We start from the raw sequence: 18,624 nt of genomic DNA, 5'->3' as shown, positions 1-18,624 counted from the left end.
CCCATGATCATCGTGACCGGTGGCAGCGGCCAGGCCGGCCGGGCCTGCGTCGCGGACCTGACGGCGCACGGCTACGACGTCGTCTCGGTGGACCTCGCGCCGCCGGCCGACCCGTCCGTCCGGCACAGCCGCGTCGACCTCACCGACTACGGGCAGACGGTGGCGGCGTTCGCCGGCATCGACGACCGCGTCAGCGGGGTCACCGGCATCGTGCACCTGGCGGCCATCCGGGCGCCGGGGCTGGCGCCGAACCCCGTCACGTTCTCCGTCAACACCCTGAGCACCTACAACGTGTTCGAGGCGGCCCGTCGGCTGGACATCAAGAACGTCGTGTGGGCGTCCAGCGAGACCGTGCTCGGGCTGCCGTTCGACACGCCGCCGCCGTACGTCCCCGTCGACGAGGAGTACCCGGGCCGGCCGGAGACCGCGTACTCGCTGTCCAAGCTGGTCGGCGAGACGATGGCCGAGCAGTTCTGCCGATGGGACCCGGAGCGCAAGATCATCGGGCTGCGGCTGTCGAACGTCATGGACCCCGATGACTACGCGCGGTTCGCGTCGTTCCAGGACGACGCGCTGCTGCGCAAGTGGAACCTGTGGGGCTACATCGACGCCCGCGACGCCGCGCAAGCCGTCCGGCTGGCCCTCGAGGCGCCGCTGACCGGCGCCGACGTGTTCGTCATCGCCAACGCCGACACCGTCATGGAGCGTCCCAACGGCGAGTTGCTGGACGAGGTCTTCCCGGGTGTGCAGCGGCGCGACGTCGGCGAGCACGACACGCTGCTGTCGATCGAGAAGGCCCGCCGGGTGCTCGGCTACGAGCCGCGGTACGGGTGGCGTCAGCGCAGCTGAGGCCGCACGTGCAGGCCGGCCTCGGGGTCGACGACGACCTCCTGGGCGGCGGCCACGCCACCGGCCAGCAGCTCGGCGTCGACGGGAGTGTTCCGCTTGACGACGGCGAGCGCGACGGGGCCCAGCTCGTGGTGGCGGGCGGCCGAGCCGACGGTGCCGACGGCGCGGCCGTCGAGCTCGACGGGGGCGCCGTGCTCGGGCAGGGTGTCGACGGAGCCGTCGAGGTGCAGCAGGACGAGGCGGCGCGGCGGCCGGCCCAGCGTGTGCACCCGGGCGACGGTCTCCTGGCCGCGGTAGCAGCCCTTGTCGAGGTGGACGGCGGTGCCGATCCAGCCGACCTCGTGCGGGATGGTGCGGTCGTCGGTGTCGAGGCCTTGACGCGGCTCGCGCGCCTCGATGCGCAGCGCCTCGTACGCCCACACGCCGGCCGGCTCGGTTCCGCCCACGTACGCCGCCAGTTCGGCCCGCGGGACGAACACGTCGCGGCCGCGCTCGGTGACCCGGCTCAGGTGCCGCTCGGCCGGTTCGGGCCGGGGCTCCCAGACGACGGCGAACTCGTCGGTCACGTCGGCGACCTCGACCTGGGACCAGAACTTCATCTTCTCCAGGTAGTCGCGCAGCGGCTCGGCCGACGTCGGCTCGGTGTGGAACCAGAACGCCTCGCCGTCGTCGACGCCGTAGAGCGCGTGTTCGACCCGGCCGTGCGCGTCGAGGACCAGCGCGGACGTGGCGCGGTGCGGCTCGAGGTGCTCGACGTGCTGGGTGAGGAGCTGGTGCAGCCACGTCAGGCGGTCGGGGCCGCTGACCCGCAGGACGCCGCGGTGGGAGAGGTCGACCGCGCCCTCGCCGTCGACGAGGCGGCGCTGCTCGCGGAACGGGTCGCCGTAGTGCGCGGCGACGCCGTCGTCGGGCGCGGTGGCCGCGACGGCCCCCGGGGTGGCGAGCAGCGGGCTGCGGTAGGCGTCCATATCTCTTCCCAACGCCGGGAGGGCCGGAATCAGTCCCGGGCTTCGGTGGCCCCGGTGACCCGCTTGAGCTCGGCCGACAGGTGCGGCTGCAGCTCGTGGCCCATGGCCGACATCTCGTACACGTACATCAGCGCGCCCTCGACCAGCCCGTACAGCCGGTGGCCGGTGCGGTAGTCCTTGGCGGTCTCGGTCTTCAGGACGCCGCGCGTGGCCAGCTCGACCCGGGCCGGCTCGGTCTGCCCGAGGTAGATCTCGACGAACCCGGTCGGGTGCGTGAGCAGCACCTCGATCTCGTCGTTCTCCTGCGGCCGCCAGTAGCCGGTCTCGCGGGCCGCGGGCCGCACGAGGTTGCCGTCGTCGTCGAGGATCCAGCTGCGGCTGCGGTAGGACAGGAACGGCTTGTCCGGGACGTAGCCGAACTCGACCTCCTGGCCGAACCGGAACGCCTCGATGGTCGGGTAGTCGCCGAGTCCCGCGCCCTCCCAGCGGCCGAGCAGCCAGGCGATCGGCAGGCAGGCCGGGTGGAGGTCTTCGGGGATCTCGATCAAGCCTGGCCCTTGAACAGCTTGTAGACCACGAGCACGCCCATCATCCCGGCGGCGATGGTGACCAGGACGAGGATGCTGGTGAAGACGAGTTCGAGCACGCCCGCAGTCTAGCCGCCCGGCACGAGGTCCATCGCCGCGGTCCCCTGCGGGAACTCGACCGGCAGCGACACGTGCTCGTGCGCGATCGTCCAGCCGCCGGGGCCGCGCCGCAGCCCGTCGGTGGCGCGGACCCAGTAGCCGACCTCGCGGCCGGTCACCAGCGTGCCGCTGGTCCGGATCAGCATCCGCACGATCGCGACGTCGCCGCCGGCCTCGACGTGCACGTCATCGGTTTCCTGGCCGATCGGGCCGGACCAGCGGGCGAACCAGTCGGCGAACCGGTCGCGCATGGCGTCCGCGCCTGCGTAGAACAGCGGCGGGACGACGTCGAAGTACACGATGTCGTCGGCGTAGAACGACATCAGCCGGTCGAGGTCCTTCGCGTGGATGGCGGCGGACCGGGCGTCCAGCAGGGTCGTGATCTCGGTGGTGTCCATGCCCCTACGACGAGGCAGCGCGGCGGTGTGTGAGGCTTGCGGTCATGGAGCGCACCCTCGTCGTCAAGGTCACCGCCGGGTCCGACGCGCCGGAGCGGTGCTCGCAGGCCTTCACCGTCGCGACGACGGCGCTCGCGGCGGGCGCGTCGGTGTCGCTGTGGCTGACCGGTGAGTCGTCGTGGTTCGCGCTGCCCGGCCGGGCCGCCGAGTTCGACCTGCCGCACGCCGCGCCGCTGCCCGACCTGCTCGACGCGCTGCTGGCCGGCGGCACGGTGACGCTGTGCACCCAGTGCGCCGCCCGCCGCGGCATCGGCCCCGACGACGTCCTCGACGGCGTCCGCATCGCCGGCGCACCGACCTTCGTCGAAGAGATCATGGCCGACGGCGTCCAGGCCCTCGTCTACTGAGGCCGGACGGCAGAAACCCCGGGGCAGCGGAACGGGGCCGGTGAGAACCGGCCCCGTTCGTGCGTCCGTGCGTCAGCCGACGTGGACGTCGACGTCGGTGACGCCGATGTCGGCGACGACCGAGCGGTCGACGGTGTCGGCGCCGGGGGCCAGCGTGCGCAGCGTCCAGGTGCCGGGCGCGGCGAAGAACCGGAACTGGCCGGTCGCGCTGGTCGGGACCTCGGCGGTGAACTCGCCGGTCGCGTCGAGCAGCCGCACGTACGCGCCGGACAGGGGCGCGTCGTCACGGTGGACGACACCCTGGATGACGGTCTCCTTGGTCACGTCGACTCCTTCCAGCGACACGCCGCCGGTCGTGGCTCCGCACATGTCAGGCCGTCCCGGGCTCGTCGCCGAGGGCCACGGGGACGCCGACCAGCGAGCCGTACTCGGTCCACGAGCCGTCGTAGTTCTTGACGTTCTCGACGCCGAGGATCTCGCGCAGCACGAACCACGTGTGCGACGAGCGCTCGCCGATGCGGCAGTAGGCGATGGTGTCCTTGCCGAAGTCGACGCCGGCGTCGCCGTAGAGGGCGCGCAGCTCGTCGTCGGAGCGGAAGGTGCCGTCGTCGTTGGCCGCCTTGCTCCACGGAACGTTCGCCGCAGTCGGGATGTGGCCCGGGACCTGCGACACCTCCTGCGGCAGGTGGGCCGGGGCCAGCAGCCGGCCGGCGTACTCGTCGGGCGAGCGGACGTCGACCAGGTTCTGCGCGCCGATGGCGGCGACGACCTCGTCGCGGAAGGCGCGGATCGAGTTGTCCGGGTCCTGCGCGGTGTAGCTGGTGGCCTCGCGCGACGGGACGGTGTCGACCAGCTCGCGGCTCTCCAGCTCCCAGATCTTCCGGCCGCCGTCGAGCAGCCGCACGTCGCCGTGCCCGTAGACCTTGAAGTACCAGTACGCGTAGGCGGCGAACCAGTTGTTGTTGCCGCCGTACAGCACGACGGTGTCGTCGTTGCCGATGCCGAGACCGCCGAGCAGCGCCTCGAACTGCTCCTTGTTCACGAAGTCACGACGCAGCGGGTCGCGCAGGTCGGTGGACCAGTTGACCTTCACGGCGCCGCGGATGTGGTTCTTGTCGTAGGCGGCGGTGTCCTCGTCGACCTCGACGAGCACCACCTTCGGGTTGTCGAGGTTCTGCTCGACCCAGTCGGCCGAGACGAGGCTGGACTCGCGGCTCATGACGCGACCTCCGTGGTGTTGGGTTGGGATGGGAACAGACGCCGGAAGGCGAGGTAGAACTCGCAGCCCAGGCAGAAGCCGAAGGCCGCGTTGAGGAACGCCGCCGCCAGTGCGGCCGCGACGGCGACGTACGCGACCGTGGTCAGCCCGGCCGCGAAGGCGATGACGCCGGCGACGGCGAACACCAGCCCGACGGCCTGGGCGAACCGCGGCGGCGCGGCGTCCTCGAGCTCGCCGGGCGGACCGAGCCGGGGCCGGACGAGCTTCGCGTACAGCTGCCCGTACGGCGCCCGCGGCAGCCCGAACAGCGCTCCGGCCGCGAACACCAGACCCTGGACGGCCAGCAGCCAGGCGCTGCCCGTGACCAGGACGACCGCGAGGACGACGGTGGTGAGCGTGGCCGCGAACCGGGGACCGCGTGGGTCGATGCGAGTCGGCATGGTCCTCCTGACGTGGACGGAACGGGAGACGATCGTCAGGAACGGCAGAGGCCGTGGACGCGAATGCGTGGCCGCGTGGCGGGGCCGTTCCCCGTCAGGGCAGACAGAGCATGGACGCGGCGCGACCGAAGTCGATGGCGCGGCGCTTCCAGAGCTCGGTGCGGAACATGGGACGAGCGTACGGCGACGGCACGCCGTCGTCACCGTCCGTATCAAATAACGAGATTTGTCGTCTCGGAATCCGGCCAAACTAGGCAGGGAGCGCGGCTCTCACCTCCGCCAGCCGCGGCGCGCCGGTCGCCCGGCGGACGATGCGGCCACTGCCATCGAGCACCAGCGTGGTGGGCGTACGCAGGATGTTCAGCCGCCGGACGAGGTCGAGATGGTGCTCGGCGTCGATCTCGACGTGCACGACGCCCTCGGTGTCGGCGGCGACGTGCGACAGCGTGGCGCGGGCGGCCCGGCACGGCTGGCAGAACGCCGTCGAGAACTGCACCAGCGTGGCCCGCTCGCCCAGCGGCGCGCCCAGCTCGTCGGGGCCCAGTAGCTGCTCGTCCACCCTCGCCTCCACCACCCGGCCGTCGCGGGCACGCCGCCACAGCCCGAACGCCGTGGCGGCCGCGAGCACGGCGACGACGACCACCAGTCCTGTCACACCGGGCACAACACACCCGCCGCGGCTGACGATTCCCGGCCGCTACCCGACGAAGATGCGGCCCAGCACGTAGGCGACCGGTGCCGCCGCGATGAACGGCAGGCTGACCCGCAGCGGCAGGAAAGCGCCGGCGCCCCGCGGCACGGCCGCCACCTCGGCGCCGTCGCCGGTGCCCGTCTCGGCCGGCGCGGCGGCGCCCACCTGCACCGCGACCGGCTGCGGCTGCGGCGTGAACTCGTCGGCCAGGCGGTCGACGGCGGCGAACGCGACGGCGGCCAGCAGGCCGGCGAACGTGGCGACGACGACGGCGCTGACGGCGGGCACGGCGTCGCCCACCCAGTCGGTGGTGAGCACCAGCGCCCCGGCGCCGAGCGCAGCCAGTAGCACGCCGATGAGCCGGCGCACCGCACGCGACACCGGCAGCGACTCGGCCAGCCCGACGGCGCCGACGCCCAGCAGCGCCAGCCCGACCGGGTACTCGCCGTCGCCGGACTCGCGCAGCGCCAGCCAGGCCACCGGCAGCACCGCCAGCACGCACGCGGTGACGGACAGGGCCAGCGACGTGGTGAGCCCGGCCCGGCCGTCGCGCCGCAGGAGTTGGACCACGATCGACGCCACGAGCGTCGGGCCCAGGACCGCCGCCATGGGGGTGAGGTCGGAGCCGCCCTCGGTCCACGTCCACCCGAGCGCGCCGAGCCCCGCGGCCAGCGCGATGCCGGCCGACCAGCGCGCCGCGCCGGCCCGGGCCGCGGCCACGCCGCCGAGCGTGAAGATCAGGATGACCAGGGCGAGGCCGCCGGCCAGCAGCGAGCTCCCGGATGCCGACGCGAGGGCCAGGACGCCGGCGAGGGCGGCGACGGCCAGCGAGGCATGAACGGAGGGCACCTTTGAATGCTTGCAGACGCGGACCGCCCACCCGCGCCGAAATGACAACAACTCCACAACAGTCCGGCTGCCCCCGAGGCACGGCGTGATCTCGGTCTCGCCCACTGGACGCGACCCGGTCCTCTACGGTATTTGGCACATCGTTTTACGTCACCGGGCACACCGCGCAGCTCGTTCGAGAGGATCCACTGGACATGAGGAACATTCGCGGCCGGGTCACAGCGCTCCTGGCCGTCGCCGCGGTCGCCCTGACGGCGTGCGGCGACGACTCGGAGCCGTCGGCCGAGGAGACCAGCACCGAGGCGCCGAGCGAGGAGCCGTCGGACGAACCGTCCACGCCGGAGGAGACCACACCCGAGTTCAGCTGCCCGCCGGAGATCGGCGCTGAACTGCCCGAGGGCCTGGACCCGGACAACTGCTGGTCGCACGAGGGCCTGGAGCGCCCGACGTTGATCGACGGCACCGTGTTCGCCCTCGAGCCCGACGCGTCGGACCCGACGACGGACCGCCACATCCTCGCGCTGGACGCCGAGACGGGCGAGCGGCTATGGAAGTCGGAGGTGCTGCCGGGCCAGGTGTCGGCGCTGCGGGCGACCGAGGTCGACGGCGGCCCCGGCGTCGCCGTCATCGTCACCGAGGACAACGCCGGCGACGCGGTCACCGAGGCGTCGACGGCGTGGGGCTACCTCGCCTGGCCGGCCGACGCCGGTGGTGACGAGGGTGGCGACGCCGGCAGCGCCGACCCGTCCTTCCCGGCCGAGGTGCACATCACCGTCCCGCAGGGCGAGAACCCGCACACCGAGGTGTTCTGGACCGATCAGGGCGTGCTGGCCGGCGACTTCCTCCTGAAGCCGGGCGCCACCGAATTCGTCCCGGTCAACCGCGACCCCGAGCCGATGGTCGTCGGCGCGTACGACCTGGACGAGTACTTCGCCGGCGTCTCCGGTGACCTGATGATCTCCTACGTCCGCGGCATCGCCTATGAGATCTCGGAGAACGGCGACACCTACGTCGGCTGGCTGGCCCGCACGTTCGACGGCGCCGAGGCGTGGAACACCGTCACGTCGACGCCGAACGAGGAGGACCTCCTGTTCGCCGAGGGACCGAACCACATGACGATGCTGGTCGGCTCGTACCTGCTGACCATCGCCGCGACGGACGAGAATGCCACGGCCTTCGAGGCCACCTGGCTGGACGCCGCCACGCACGAGCCGGCCACGCCCTCGGCCGCCGACCTCGCCGGTGCGCAGCCGATCATCGCCGACTCCGGCCGCCTGGAGGGCGCCGGCGCGCTGCTCTCCCCCGACGGAGCGCGCCTGTTCACGGGCTGGTCGCAAGGGGGGCTGGTCCTCGACGTCGAGGCCGGCGCGGTCACCCCGGTCGCGGCGGACTTCGCGATCCAGGGGTCCGCGATCGACGACTCGACGGTCTTCGGCGCCACCGAGAACGGCACGCTGACCGTCGACCTCGCCAGCGCGGCGGCGAAGGCGATCGACCCGCCGCGCCAGTCGTTCGACATCGTCGACGGCGAGTTCGGCCTGGCGACCATCGAGGGCGCCGTGGGCGACCCGTCGTACCTGGTCGGCGGCCCGCGCACCGACGGCTGACGAGCGTCGCCGCTCAGCGGTCCGGGCTGCTCCCGCCGGCGAAGGGTGGGAGCAGCTCGACCGCTGAGCCGTCGTGCAGGACGATGCCCGCCGGATCGCGCGACCCGGCCGGGGTGCCGTCGACGACGACGGCGCAGATGTCGAGGACGGCGGCGAAGCGCGGCGACCCGCTGTGCGCCGACCGAGCCGCCGCCAGCGCCTCGGCGAGCGTGCCGGCGTCGACGACCTCCTCGGGGATGCCTGCCGCCGCGCGGAGAGCGGCCCAGTAACGCAGCGTCACCTTCGCCATGAGGACCTCACGTCAGGGAACCGCAGCGTCACGTTCGCCATCAGACCATCATGCCCGCACGGGGTCGACCGCGACGGTGTGCTCGTCGAGCCAGGCGCCGATGCGCGTCACCAGCGACTCGGTGGCGCCGGCCTCGGCGTGGCCGAAGCCGCGTTCCAGCCAGAGTGAGCCGGACGGCGCGGCGGCGTGCACCTGCCAGGCGTGGTGTACCGGGAAGTAGCCGTCCTCGTCGCCGTGCACGACCAGCAGCGGGACGTCCAGCTCGGCGGCCGCCGCCCGCGCGTCGATGGGGTCGGGTGTGGACCAGCCGGACGGCGAGACCCGAGTGCGGCGCAGCAGCCGCAGCAACCCGCGGCCCGGCTTGGTGAGGATGAGCCGCAGCAGCGTGCGCATGGCGGCGGTGCCGCGGTAATGCCACTCACCAGGGACGCTGACGGCGGCCACGGCGCCGACACCGCGGTGCAGTGCGCCGTGACGCACCGCGACCGCCGAGCCGAGCGAGAACCCGAGCGTCGCCACCCGCCGGTAGCCGAGGGCGCGCGCCCAACTGACGGCGGCGTCCATGTCGAGGACCTCGCGCCAGCCCAGCGTCGAGTGCCCGCGCGACCGGCCGTGCCCGCGCAGGTCGAGCAGGACGACGGAGGCGTGCTCGCTGAGCCAGTTCGAGATGCGTTTCATCTGCGGGCTGTGCGAGCTCTGCGTGAAGCCGTGCGCGACGACCACGGCGAGGTCGCCGGCGACGCCGTCGCGGCGGGGGAAGTAGCGGGCGTGCAGCAACGTGCCGTCGGCGGCCTGCAGGCGGCGCGAGTGTCCGGTGCGTTGCGGGCGTGCGTCCGGCCGGGGTGCGGCGGCGGCTGCCCCGGGAGTGTCGAGGTCCGGCATATCAGCTATTCTCTCTCACCAAGGGACCTGGGCGATGACGCCGGCAGGTCCCTTCTGCGTTCACCGGCCCCGGCCGACTGGAGGTCGCGACATGGCAACCATCGTCCTGCTGACCAATTCCCTGCAGTCGTCGGCCGAGGTGCTGCCCGCCCTCGGCTTCCTTCTGCACGACGTCCGGGTGCTGCCCGCCGAGGCGTCCGCGCTGGTCGACGCGCCCACGGGTGACGTCGTCGCCGTCGACGCCCGCCGCGACCTCTCCCAGGCGCGCGGTCTCACCCGCCTCATCCGCACCACCGGGGTCGATGTCCCGCTGATGGCCATCGTCACCGAGGGCGGGCTGGCCGCCGTCACCGCCGAATGGGGCATCGACGACGTCCTGCTCGACTCCGCGGGCCCGGCCGAGGTCGAGGCGCGGCTTCGGCTCGCGCAGGGCCGGCTGGCCGCCGCCGGCGACGACGCGCCCGACGAGATCCGCTCCGGCGACCTCCTCATCGACGAAGCCACGTACACCGCGAAGGTGGCGCGCCGCACGCTCGACCTCACCTACAAGGAGTTCGAGCTGCTCAAGTTCCTCGCTCAGCATCCGGGCCGCGTCTTCACCCGCGCTCAGCTCCTCCAAGAGGTATGGGGGTACGACTACTTCGGTGGTACCCGCACGGTCGACGTCCATGTGCGGCGGTTGCGGGCGAAGCTCGGCGCCGACTACGAATCGCTCATTGGCACCGTCCGCAACGTCGGCTACCGGTTCGTCCCACCTCAGCAGGGCCGCTCCGGCCGTCCCCCGGCGGACGTCCCGCTCCCTGAGGACGACATCGCCTCTGACCGTGGCGGCATGAGCATCACCCTGTCCGACTGACGCCCGGCTGCGCTGCTCGGCTGCGGCAACCGGCCGGCTGCTGTTCGGCCGCCGGTCCGGCTGGCTGCTCGGCTGGCCGGTAGGGTCGCTGCCGTGGCGACGACGTTCACGGCAGCGGAGCTGGCCGAGGTCACGGCGCTGGCCGACCGGGCCCGCGCCGCCGACGGCGTGTCCCCCTTCTCCGACGACCTCTTCCCGGCCGCCCGCTCCGGTGCGACAACGGCGGCACTGGCCGTTCACGCCGGCGACCGCCTCATGGGCGCCGCCTACGCCGCCGTCCAAGGCGACCGGCTGGCCGCCGAGCTGGTCGTCGACCCCGAGCATCGAGGACTCGGGGTGGGTGGCGCCCTGCTCAACGACCTCCTCGACTTCATCCCCGGTGAGCTGTGGCTGTGGTCGCACGGCGATCACCCGGCGGCCGCGGCGCTGGCTCGGCGGCACGGGCTCGTGCGGGCCCGCGAGCTGCTGCAGCTGCGCCGCCGGATCGCGCCCGGCGAGCTGCCGGAACCGGTGCTGCCCGACGGCGTGCGGCTGCGCCCGTTCGTCGTCGGCCAGGACGAGGCCGCCTGGCTGGAGGTCAACAACGCCGCGTTCGACTGGCACCCGGAACAGGGCGGCCAGACCCTCGACGACATCGCGGCGGCCGAGTCGGCGCCCGACTTCGACCCGGCCGGCTTCCTCCTCGCCGTCGACGCCGACGACCGGGTGCTCGGCTTCCACTGGACGAAGGTGCACGCGCACGACCCCAACCCGGGCCGAGACACGCTTTCCCGTCGAGGGCCGGAGTCGAGTGATCCAGGCGGCGTCGACGAACCGATCGGCGAGGTCTACGTCCTCGGTGTCGCGCCGTCGGCGCACGGCCGCGGGCTGGGCGGCGCACTGACCATCGCCGGACTGCGCCACCTGGCCGACGTCGCCGGCGTGCGCACCGTGACCCTGTACGTCGAGGGCGACAACACCGCCGCCGTGCGCCTGTACGAGCGTGAGGGCTTCACCCGCCACGCCATCGACGTGGCCTACCGCCGCGACTGAGTGCTCCGGGGCCCCGGACCACTCGCCCGGCCATGACGGGGCGGAATGGGTGGCCGCGACGCTAGGCCGGGCACGGCCGCAGCACGGGGCCGCTCACAGCGGCAGCGCGAGGCCGGACACGGCCGCAGCGCAGGGCCGCTCACAGCGGCAGCGCGAGGCCGGACACGGCCGCAGCGCAGGGCCGCTCACAGCGGCAGCGCGAGGCCGGACACGGCCGCAGCGCAGGGCCGCTCACAGCGGCAGCGCGAGGCCGGACACGGCCGCAGCGCAGGGCCGCTCACAGCGGCAGCGCGAGGCCGGACACGGCCGCAGCGCAGGGCCGGTCGGTGACGTCCCGCTGAGAGGTGGAGTTCTTCGACCACTGTGCGGGGTCAGTGGGTTAGATCATGCCGTCATGAGTTCGGGTTTGGCCACCTCCTTGGTGGTGGGTGTGGTGAGTAGCGCCATGGAGGCTTCGGAGAGGTAGCGGCGTTCGGCGGCGACCTGCCATTCATCGTGGGCCTCCACCAGGACAGCGCCGGCCAGGCGGAGCAGGGCGGCGGGGTTGGGGAACACTCCGACGACGTCGGTGCGGCGTTTGACCTCCTTGTTCAGCCGTTCCAGCGGGTTGGTGGACCAGATCTTCTTCCAGTGACTGATCGGGAACGCGGTGAACGCGAGGAGATCGTTACTGGCGTCGCGCAGCATCTGTTCGACCTTGGGTAGTTGCCGGCCGAGCATGGTGGCGATGACGTCGAACTGCTCGTGCACGTGCTCGGCGTCGGGCTGGGCGAAGATGGTGCGGATCGCTGCGGCCACCATCTCGGCGTTGCCCTTGGGGACCTGGGCGAGCACGTTGCGTAGGAAGTGCACCCGGCAGCGCTGCCAGGCCGCCCCGAGCAGGACCGAGGCGATGGCGTGCTTGAGGCCGGTGTGGGCGTCGGAGATGACCAGCTGGACACCGCCCAGCCCGCGGGCCTTCAACGAGCGCAGGAACGCGGTCCAGAACGCGCCGTCCTCGCTGTCACCGACGTCGAATCCGAGCACCTCGCGGCGCCCGTCGGCGGTGACGCCGGTGGCGATGACCACCGCCTGGGACACCACGCGGCGGTTCACCCGAGCCTTGCAGTAGGTGGCGTCGAGGAACACGTACGGATAGGCCTGATCGGCCAGCGACCGGTCCCGGAAGCTGGAGACCTCGGCGTCGAGGTCGGCGCAGATCCGCGACACCTCCGACTTGGAGATCCCGCTGTCCGCGCCCAGCGCCTTGACCAGGTCGTCGACCTTGCGGGTCGACACCCCGTGCAGGTAGGCCTCCATGATCACGGCGAACAACGCCTGGTCGACTCGGCGGCGCCGCTCCAACAGGGAGGGGAAGAACGACCCGGTGCGCAACTTGGGAATGCGCAACTCCAGATCCCCGGCCGTGGTCGACAGGGTCCGCGGTCGCGAGCCGTTGCGGTGCGCGGTCCGATCCGCGCTGCGTTCCCACGGACCGGCGCCGATCACCGCCGTCGCCTCGGCCTCGATCAACGCCTGATACATCGCCTGCGCCGCGGTGCGAACCCGATCGTCCACGTCAGCGGCCCGCATCGCCTCGAGCACCTCAAGTAGGGCAGCATGGTCCAAGGCCATCGTGCGTTCGTGTCCTCTCGTGAGATCCCTAGTCAGGTCTCACTGACCGTCGCACGATGGCCGCCCTACGCCACCGTCGACACGACGACGCTCAAGCGGGCCGGGAACTCCACCACGCCAAGGGACGTCACCGGCCGCTCACAGCGGCAGCGCGAGGCCGGACACGGCCGCAGCGCAGGGCCGCTCACAGCGGCAGCGCGGGGCGGCAGCGCGGGGGCCGGTCACTGCGGCGGCGCGAGGTCGGACCCGGCGACCGCGGTGGCGGGTGGCCACAGCGCGAGGTCGGACCCGGCGACCGCGGTGGCGGGTGGCCACAGCGCGGGGCGGGCACGGCTGCAGCACGGGCGGTGGCCGCAGCAGCGCGCGGGACAGGAGCGCCAATAGTTGGCGTTCCTGTCACCACGCTCCACACCATGACCCCACGCCGGGGTCCGGCCGGCGGGCCCCCGGCCGGCGACCGTCACTCCCGCAGGCCGATGGCGTCGACCGGGCGGAGGCGCAGCGCCGCGCGGGCAGGAACGCCGATGGCGAGGAAGCCGAGCAGGGCGGTCGCGAGGACGATGCCACCGAAGCCGGCCGGTGAGATCGACGGCAGCGGCGACTCCGTGAGCCCAATGCTGACGCCGACCAGCGGGGGCAGCGCCACCAGCAGCCCGACCACCACCGACACCGCGACGATGACCGCGGCCTCGACCCGCATCATGGCCAGCACGTGTCGCCGGGCGGCGCCGGCCAGGCGGAGCAGGGCGAACTCGCGCGTGCGCTCGGCCGTGGCCATGACCAGCGTGTTCACCACCGACACCGCCAGGTACGCGAGCAGCGCGAGGATGGCCACCAGGCTGGACGACGACTCGGCGGACCGCTCGGACGAACCGGCGGCGGACAGGTCGGACCCGGTGCCGGCGGCCAGGCCGGGGTGCTCGGCCGCTACCTGCGCGACGGTGCCGGGGTCGCCGCCGCCGACGAGTACCCAGGTGTCGAGGCCGGTCGTCGTGTGCGCGGCCAGCTCGTCATGCGGCAGGGTGACGTCGCCGAAGCCGAGGCCACGGCCGTAGACCGCGACCACCGTGGGCTCGATGGCGGTGCCGTCGCCGAGCACGATCTCGACGGTGTCGCCGATGGACGCGCCGAACGTGGCCGAGGCGTTGCGGCTCAACGCCACCGTGCCGTCGCGGAGGTCGCCGAGGTCGCCGTCGCGGACCTCGAGGTCGAGGGTGCGGTGGAGTCCGGCGGGGTCGAGCCCCTGCGCGGCGAACGACTCCTGGGCCGGGTCGCCCAGCTCGGTGTAGCGGACGATGACCTGGCTGTGCACGACCGGCGTCACGGTGGCGTCGTCGCCCAGCTCGCGGCGCAGCTCGTCGGTGACCGCCCCGCCCACCCCGCCGTCGCGCCCGGTGATCACGTGGTCGGCCACGACGCCGTCGACGGTCTGCCGTCCGGCCGCGGCCGCCAGCGTGCTCTGGCTGAACAGCTGGACGGACACGACCGCGACCGCGAGCACGATGGGCGTGACAGCCGCCGCCAGCCGGCGCGAGTTGGCCCGCATGTTCGCCGTGGCCAGGTACCCGTGCACCGGCGACAGCCGCCGGATCGGAGCGGCCAGCAGCCCGGCCGCCGCCCCCAGCACCCGCGGCCCGAGCAGCGCCACGCCGATGGCCAGCAGCAGCGCCCCACCCGCCGCCGCGGCCACGCCGACCATGCCGGGCACCAGCATGGGCACGCCGGACACGGCCAGCCCGAGCACGACCAGCAGCGCCCCCGCACCCACCCGGCCCGCACCGAGGCGCCGCTCCTCGACAGCGCTCTCGCCCAGCGCCTCGACGGGGTTCAACCGCGCCGGTCGCCTGGCCGCCACCCACCCCGCCAGCCGCGCCGTGACCAGGCACAGCACGATGGCCGCGAACCCCGGCAGTGGGCTCATCGCGAGCTGGAAGTCGGCCGGCAGCAGACCGGTGCCGGCGAACGCCCGCCCGAGCCCGGCCGCCACCAGGTACCCGGGCAGGGCGCCGAGCACCGCGGCCGTGACCGCCAGCAGCATGACCTCGGCGCCGACCAGCCGCCGGACCTGCCCGCGCGTCGCGCCGACCGCACGCAGCAGCGCGAACTCGCGCCGTCGCTGCTGGATCGACAGCGCCAGCGTGCCCGCCACCACGAACATCGCGATGAGCACCGTGGTGCCGGCCAGCGACATCGCCATGACCGTCAGTTCGCCGCGGGCCTGGCCGATGTCGAGGAACTCGACGTGACCGCGGGCGTCGCCGGTGTGAGTGCGCACGTCGGGCACGGCGTCGGCGATGCGGCCGGCCAGCTCGCCGGCGGACACCCCGCCGTCGGCGACCACCACGACGGCGTCCCACCGCCCACCCGACCCGGCCAGTTCGCCGGCCCGCTCGTCGGTGAGGAACACCGCCGACTCCCGCGCGTCGCCCGGCCGCGACACCAGGCCGCTCACCGTGTAGCCGGACGCGACCCCGCCGACCGCCAGCTCGACGTGGTCGCCGGCCGCGACGCCCAGGGACGACGCGAGGTCGGCGTCGAGCGCCACCTCGTCGTCGCGGCGCGGACCGTCGCCGCCGTCGACCGTGAACGGTGCGAGCGCGGCCGCCGACCAGCCGTGCCCGACGACCGGGCGGGACAGCTCTGCCACGGCGCCGTCGGCCACCACGCCGACCGGGACATTGACGTCGCCGGCCGCCTCGGCCACCCCCGGCACGTCGGCCACGGCGTCGACCACGTCGGCCGGCAGTCGCACCCGCTCGGGCAGTGCGATGTCGGTGTCTTCGGCCACCGGGAGCGCCTGCACGCCGCTGACCACGACGTCGGCGCCGGCGTAGCGCTGCGGCGGCAGACCGCCGCGGATGCCGGACTCGACCAGCACACCGAGCGACGTGACCAGCACCGACGCGAGGAGGACGGCGAGGAACGCGCCGATGAACCCGGCCTTGCGTCCCTTGATGGTCTTGCGGGCGATGTCGCGCATGGTCACCACGCCCCGAGCTTCGTCATGCGCTCGGCCACCAGCTCGGCCGTCGGCGCGTCCATGACCCCGGTGACCCGGCCGTCGGCCAGGAACAGCACGCGGTCGGCGAACGACGCCGCGACAGGGTCGTGCGTGACCATGACGACCGTCTGGCCGCTGTCGTCGACGATGCGGCGCAGCAGCTCGAGCACCTGCCGCCCGGTGCGGGTGTCGAGCGCGCCGGTGGGTTCGTCGGCGAAGACCGCGTCGGGCTGGGTGACCAGCGCCCGCGCGATGGCGACCCGCTGCTGCTGGCCGCCGGAGAGCTGGGCCGGGCGGCGCTGGAGGTGGTCGCCGAGGCCGACCGACCCGGCCACGCGGGCGATCCAGCCGGCGTCGATCTCGCGTCCGGCCAGCCGCAGCGGCAGCGACACGTTGTCTTCGACCGTCAGCGACGACAGCAGGTTGTAAGCCTGGAACACGAAGCCGATGCGGTCGCGGCGGACCACCGTCAGCTCGTTGTCGGACAGTGTCGACAGCTCGGTGTCGCCCAGCCGGACCGAGCCCGACGTCGGCCGGTCGAGCCCGGCCGCGCAGTGCAGGAACGTGCTCTTGCCGGACCCGGACGGGCCCATGACCGCGGTGAAGGTGCCGATGGCGAGGTCGACGCCGACCTCGCGCAGCGCCGTGACCCGCTGTTCGCCGCTGCCGTAGATCTTGGTCACGGCGTCGAGCCGGACCGCCGGTGCCGTCATGGTGTGCACGTCGCGTCCTCCTTGTAGGGCCTGGTCACGACGTTATGGATCGAGGGCGGCGGGAACGATCCCGCTGGCGCCCCGATCAATGGTGGTGCTGGGTATACCGTCTGGCGGCGCTCGCTCGGGCATGCTGAACACATGGACAGAGTGCGAGCGGCGTACCGGGCGACGCGGCGGGCGCTGCCGTTCCTGCTGCGCGGTCTCGTCAGCTCGGCGGTGGCGCTCGTCCTGCTCATCCGCGTGCTGCTGGTGGCCGCGTTCACACTCGTCGGCGTGGGCTGGCTGGCCATCCCGTCCACGGTGCGGGCGGTGCGCCGCTGGGCCGGCGACGAGCGCCACCGCGTCGCGACCTACACCGGCCGCCCGGTCCCGCGGCCCTACACGTCCCCCGACCCTCCGCGCACGACCGACGAGGCCACCCCGGACGCGCCCGGGCCCGGCGCCGCCGCGCCGAAGGTCGCCACCCGCACGCTGCTCGCCGACCCCGCCACCTGGCGCGACGTCGCCTGGGTGCTGTTCCACGGCCTCACCGGGCTGGTCGTCGGCGTCGTGGCGGTGCTGCTGCCGTTGAGCGTCGTCAACGCCGCCGTGGTGCCCATCTACTGGTCGGCGATGCCGGCGGACGACCCCGTCCAGTCGCCGTACCCGGTGACGTCCTGGGCCGGTGCGCTGGGCATGCTGCCGCTCGGCTTCGGCTGGCTGGTGCTGACGCTGACGCTGGTGCCGCTGCTGGCCAGGTGGCAGGCAGGGGTGGCCGGCCAGCTGCTACGGCCGACGAAGGACGCGCGGCTGTCCGAACGCGTCACGGAGCTGACGGCCACCCGCGCGGCCGCGCTCGAGGCGCACGGCGCCGAGCTGCGGCGCATCGAGCGCGACCTCCACGACGGCACCCAGAACCGTCTGATGGGCGTCATCATGCACCTCGGCATCGCCGAACGGGCGCTGCGCCGCGACCCCACGTCCGCCCTGCCGTTGCTGCTCCAGGCGCAGAACCAGGCCGGCGACGCGCTCACCGAGCTGCGCGATGTCGTCCGCACCATCTACCCGCCCGTGCTGGCCGAGCGCGGCCTCGACGGCGCGCTGGCGGCGCTGGCGGCCCGCTGCGCCATACCGTGCACGCTGCGCGTCGACCGGTTGCGCCGGCTGCCCGCCGCGCTCGAGGCGGCCGCGTACTTCGTCGTCGCCGAGGCGCTGACGAACGCCTCGAAGCACAGCGGCGCCGACCACGTCGACGTGACGCTGACACTGCGGCCCCCGGCCGTCCGGGGCGACGAGGAGACGCTGGTGATCCAGGTTCGCGACGACGGCCACGGCGGCGCCGACGAGTCCGGCGGCAGCGGGCTGGCCGGCATCCGCCGCCGGGTCGCCGCGTTCGACGGGCACACCTCGGTGACCAGCCCGCTCGGCGGCCCCACGGTGGTCGAGGCGGTGATCCCGTGCGCGTCGTGATCGCCGAGGACGACACCCTGCTGCGCGAGGGTCTGGTGCTGCTGCTGGCCGGCGAGGGCATCGAGGTGGCCGCCGCCGTCGACAACCCCGTCGACTTCCTCGCGGCGGTGCGCGCCGAGCGGCCCGATGCCGCCGTCGTCGACGTGCGGCTGCCGCCCGACTTCAAGGCCGAGGGCATCGAGGCGGCCGCAGCGGCCCGGCGCGAGCGGCCCGGGCTGCCCGTCCTCGTGCTGTCCGCCTACGTCGAGGACAGCTATGCCACCGAGTTGCTGGCCAACGGCGCCGACGGCGTCGGCTACCTGCTCAAGGAGCGGGTCGGCAAGGTCGAGCAGTTCCTCGACGCGCTGCACCGGGTGGCCCGCGGCGGCACCGTCATGGACCCCGAGGTGGTCTCGCAACTCATGGTCCGCCGCCGCGCCGACGACCCCATCCGCAGCCTCACCCCGCGCGAGCGCGAGGTGCTGGCGCTGATGGCCGAGGGCCTGGCCAACCCCGACATCGCGGCGCGGCTGGTGGTCACCGAGACCGCGGTGAGCAAACACATCCGCAACATCTTCGCCAAACTCGGCCTGGCGCACGGCGACACCGGGCACCGCCGCGTGCTGGCCGTCCTCGCCTATCTGAAGTCCTGATCATCGCCGCTACCCAGTGTTCACTCGCCCGTGTCAGCA

Annotated in this window: 20 protein-coding genes; 7 read left to right on the top strand and 13 right to left on the bottom strand. The window is 73.4% G+C overall.

Annotation, left to right across the window (positions count from 1 at the left end; translation table 11 throughout):
- Window positions 1-3: 3 nt before the first annotated feature.
- Window positions 4-849, top strand: coding sequence for an NAD(P)-dependent oxidoreductase (locus tag BLU82_RS33725; protein WP_092625182.1), 846 nt, complete (start codon window positions 4-6; stop codon window positions 847-849).
- On the opposite strand, the gene BLU82_RS33720 is transcribed toward BLU82_RS33725, so the two are convergent.
- The 3 genes from BLU82_RS33720 to BLU82_RS33710 all read right to left on the bottom strand — a co-directional run bounded on the left by BLU82_RS33720 (window position 837) and on the right by BLU82_RS33710 (window position 2,901).
- Window positions 837-1,817 (bottom strand): folate-binding protein YgfZ, encoded by a 981-nt coding sequence (locus tag BLU82_RS33720; protein WP_092625180.1) that lies wholly within the window; start codon window positions 1,815-1,817, stop codon window positions 837-839. The genes BLU82_RS33725 and BLU82_RS33720 overlap by 13 nt on opposite strands.
- Window positions 1,818-1,846: 29 nt before the next feature.
- Entirely contained in the window at window positions 1,847-2,365 is a 519-nt protein-coding gene (locus BLU82_RS33715) for an FABP family protein (RefSeq protein WP_092625178.1), read from the bottom strand.
- A gap of 107 nt (window positions 2,366-2,472) precedes the next feature.
- The gene (locus tag BLU82_RS33710; protein WP_092625176.1) at window positions 2,473-2,901 is read right to left on the bottom strand and encodes a nuclear transport factor 2 family protein; all 429 of its coding nucleotides are present in this window, start codon (window positions 2,899-2,901) and stop codon (window positions 2,473-2,475) included.
- Window positions 2,902-2,945: 44 nt separating this feature from the next.
- On the opposite strand from BLU82_RS33710, the gene BLU82_RS33705 reads away from it, so the two are divergent.
- Window positions 2,946-3,308 (top strand): DsrE family protein, encoded by a 363-nt coding sequence (locus tag BLU82_RS33705; protein WP_092625174.1) that lies wholly within the window; start codon window positions 2,946-2,948, stop codon window positions 3,306-3,308.
- Window positions 3,309-3,380: 72 nt separating this feature from the next.
- Here the strand turns inward: BLU82_RS33705 and BLU82_RS33700 are convergent, their stop codons facing one another.
- The 5 genes from BLU82_RS33700 to BLU82_RS33680 form a co-directional block, all read right to left on the bottom strand.
- Window positions 3,381-3,677: a DUF1416 domain-containing protein gene (locus BLU82_RS33700; RefSeq protein WP_092625172.1), complete on the bottom strand. Its 297-nt coding sequence runs from the start codon at window positions 3,675-3,677 to the stop codon at window positions 3,381-3,383.
- A gap of 1 nt (window position 3,678) precedes the next feature.
- Window positions 3,679-4,527, bottom strand: a complete 849-nt coding sequence (locus tag BLU82_RS33695; RefSeq protein WP_092625170.1) for a sulfurtransferase — start codon at window positions 4,525-4,527, stop codon at window positions 3,679-3,681.
- On the bottom strand, window positions 4,524-4,967 hold the full coding sequence (locus BLU82_RS33690; RefSeq protein ID WP_092625168.1) for a DUF4395 domain-containing protein: 444 nt from the start codon (window positions 4,965-4,967) through the stop codon (window positions 4,524-4,526). Before BLU82_RS33690 ends, BLU82_RS33695 begins: the two co-directional genes overlap by 4 nt.
- A gap of 250 nt (window positions 4,968-5,217) precedes the next feature.
- Window positions 5,218-5,622 carry a thioredoxin family protein gene (locus tag BLU82_RS33685; protein WP_092625166.1) on the bottom strand — a complete coding sequence of 135 codons (405 nt, stop codon included), beginning with the start codon at window positions 5,620-5,622 and terminating at the stop codon, window positions 5,218-5,220.
- A gap of 42 nt (window positions 5,623-5,664) precedes the next feature.
- Window positions 5,665-6,507 (bottom strand): hypothetical protein, encoded by an 843-nt coding sequence (locus BLU82_RS33680; protein WP_092625164.1) that lies wholly within the window; start codon window positions 6,505-6,507, stop codon window positions 5,665-5,667.
- Between the two features lie 194 nt (window positions 6,508-6,701).
- Here BLU82_RS33680 and BLU82_RS33675 point away from each other — a divergent pair, with 194 nt between their 5' ends.
- A complete protein-coding gene (locus BLU82_RS33675) occupies window positions 6,702-8,114 on the top strand; it encodes a PQQ-binding-like beta-propeller repeat protein (RefSeq protein ID WP_092625162.1) in 1,413 nt (470 codons plus the stop codon).
- Between the two features lie 13 nt (window positions 8,115-8,127).
- Here the strand turns inward: BLU82_RS33675 and BLU82_RS33670 are convergent, their stop codons facing one another.
- Both BLU82_RS33670 and BLU82_RS33665 read right to left on the bottom strand, forming a co-directional pair.
- Window positions 8,128-8,403: a MoaD/ThiS family protein gene (locus tag BLU82_RS33670; protein ID WP_092625160.1), complete on the bottom strand. Its 276-nt coding sequence runs from the start codon at window positions 8,401-8,403 to the stop codon at window positions 8,128-8,130.
- Between the two features lie 48 nt (window positions 8,404-8,451).
- Window positions 8,452-9,285, bottom strand: a complete 834-nt coding sequence (locus BLU82_RS33665) for an alpha/beta hydrolase (protein WP_197682641.1) — start codon at window positions 9,283-9,285, stop codon at window positions 8,452-8,454.
- Window positions 9,286-9,376: 91 nt separating this feature from the next.
- Between BLU82_RS33665 and BLU82_RS33660 the strand changes: the two genes are divergently transcribed.
- Both BLU82_RS33660 and mshD read left to right on the top strand, forming a co-directional pair.
- Window positions 9,377-10,141 carry a response regulator transcription factor gene (locus BLU82_RS33660; protein WP_092625158.1) on the top strand — a complete coding sequence of 255 codons (765 nt, stop codon included), beginning with the start codon at window positions 9,377-9,379 and terminating at the stop codon, window positions 10,139-10,141.
- 93 nt (window positions 10,142-10,234) lie between these two features.
- Window positions 10,235-11,173 carry a mycothiol synthase gene (mshD, locus tag BLU82_RS33655; RefSeq protein WP_231947653.1) on the top strand — a complete coding sequence of 313 codons (939 nt, stop codon included), beginning with the start codon at window positions 10,235-10,237 and terminating at the stop codon, window positions 11,171-11,173.
- Between the two features lie 384 nt (window positions 11,174-11,557).
- Here mshD and BLU82_RS33650 read toward each other — a convergent pair whose 3' ends face one another.
- From BLU82_RS33650 to BLU82_RS33640, 3 genes are all read right to left on the bottom strand, one after another.
- On the bottom strand, window positions 11,558-12,787 hold the full coding sequence (locus tag BLU82_RS33650) for an IS256 family transposase (protein ID WP_092622249.1): 1,230 nt from the start codon (window positions 12,785-12,787) through the stop codon (window positions 11,558-11,560).
- 460 nt (window positions 12,788-13,247) lie between these two features.
- The gene (locus BLU82_RS33645) at window positions 13,248-15,767 is read right to left on the bottom strand and encodes an FtsX-like permease family protein (RefSeq protein ID WP_092626745.1); all 2,520 of its coding nucleotides are present in this window, start codon (window positions 15,765-15,767) and stop codon (window positions 13,248-13,250) included.
- Window positions 15,768-15,769: 2 nt separating this feature from the next.
- A complete protein-coding gene (locus BLU82_RS33640; protein WP_092626744.1) occupies window positions 15,770-16,501 on the bottom strand; it encodes an ABC transporter ATP-binding protein in 732 nt (243 codons plus the stop codon).
- 141 nt (window positions 16,502-16,642) lie between these two features.
- Here BLU82_RS33640 and BLU82_RS33635 point away from each other — a divergent pair, with 141 nt between their 5' ends.
- Both BLU82_RS33635 and BLU82_RS33630 read left to right on the top strand, forming a co-directional pair.
- Window positions 16,643-17,953, top strand: coding sequence for a sensor histidine kinase (locus tag BLU82_RS33635; protein ID WP_092625154.1), 1,311 nt, complete (start codon window positions 16,643-16,645; stop codon window positions 17,951-17,953).
- A complete protein-coding gene (locus BLU82_RS33630) occupies window positions 17,941-18,585 on the top strand; it encodes a response regulator transcription factor (protein WP_092625152.1) in 645 nt (214 codons plus the stop codon). Before BLU82_RS33635 ends, BLU82_RS33630 begins: the two co-directional genes overlap by 13 nt.
- The last annotated feature ends 39 nt before the right edge of the window (window positions 18,586-18,624 follow it).

Source organism: Jiangella sp. DSM 45060 (assembly GCF_900105175.1).
Classification (GTDB): Bacteria; Actinomycetota; Actinomycetes; order Jiangellales; family Jiangellaceae; genus Jiangella.
This window is presented reverse-complemented; position numbering and strand designations above follow the sequence as displayed.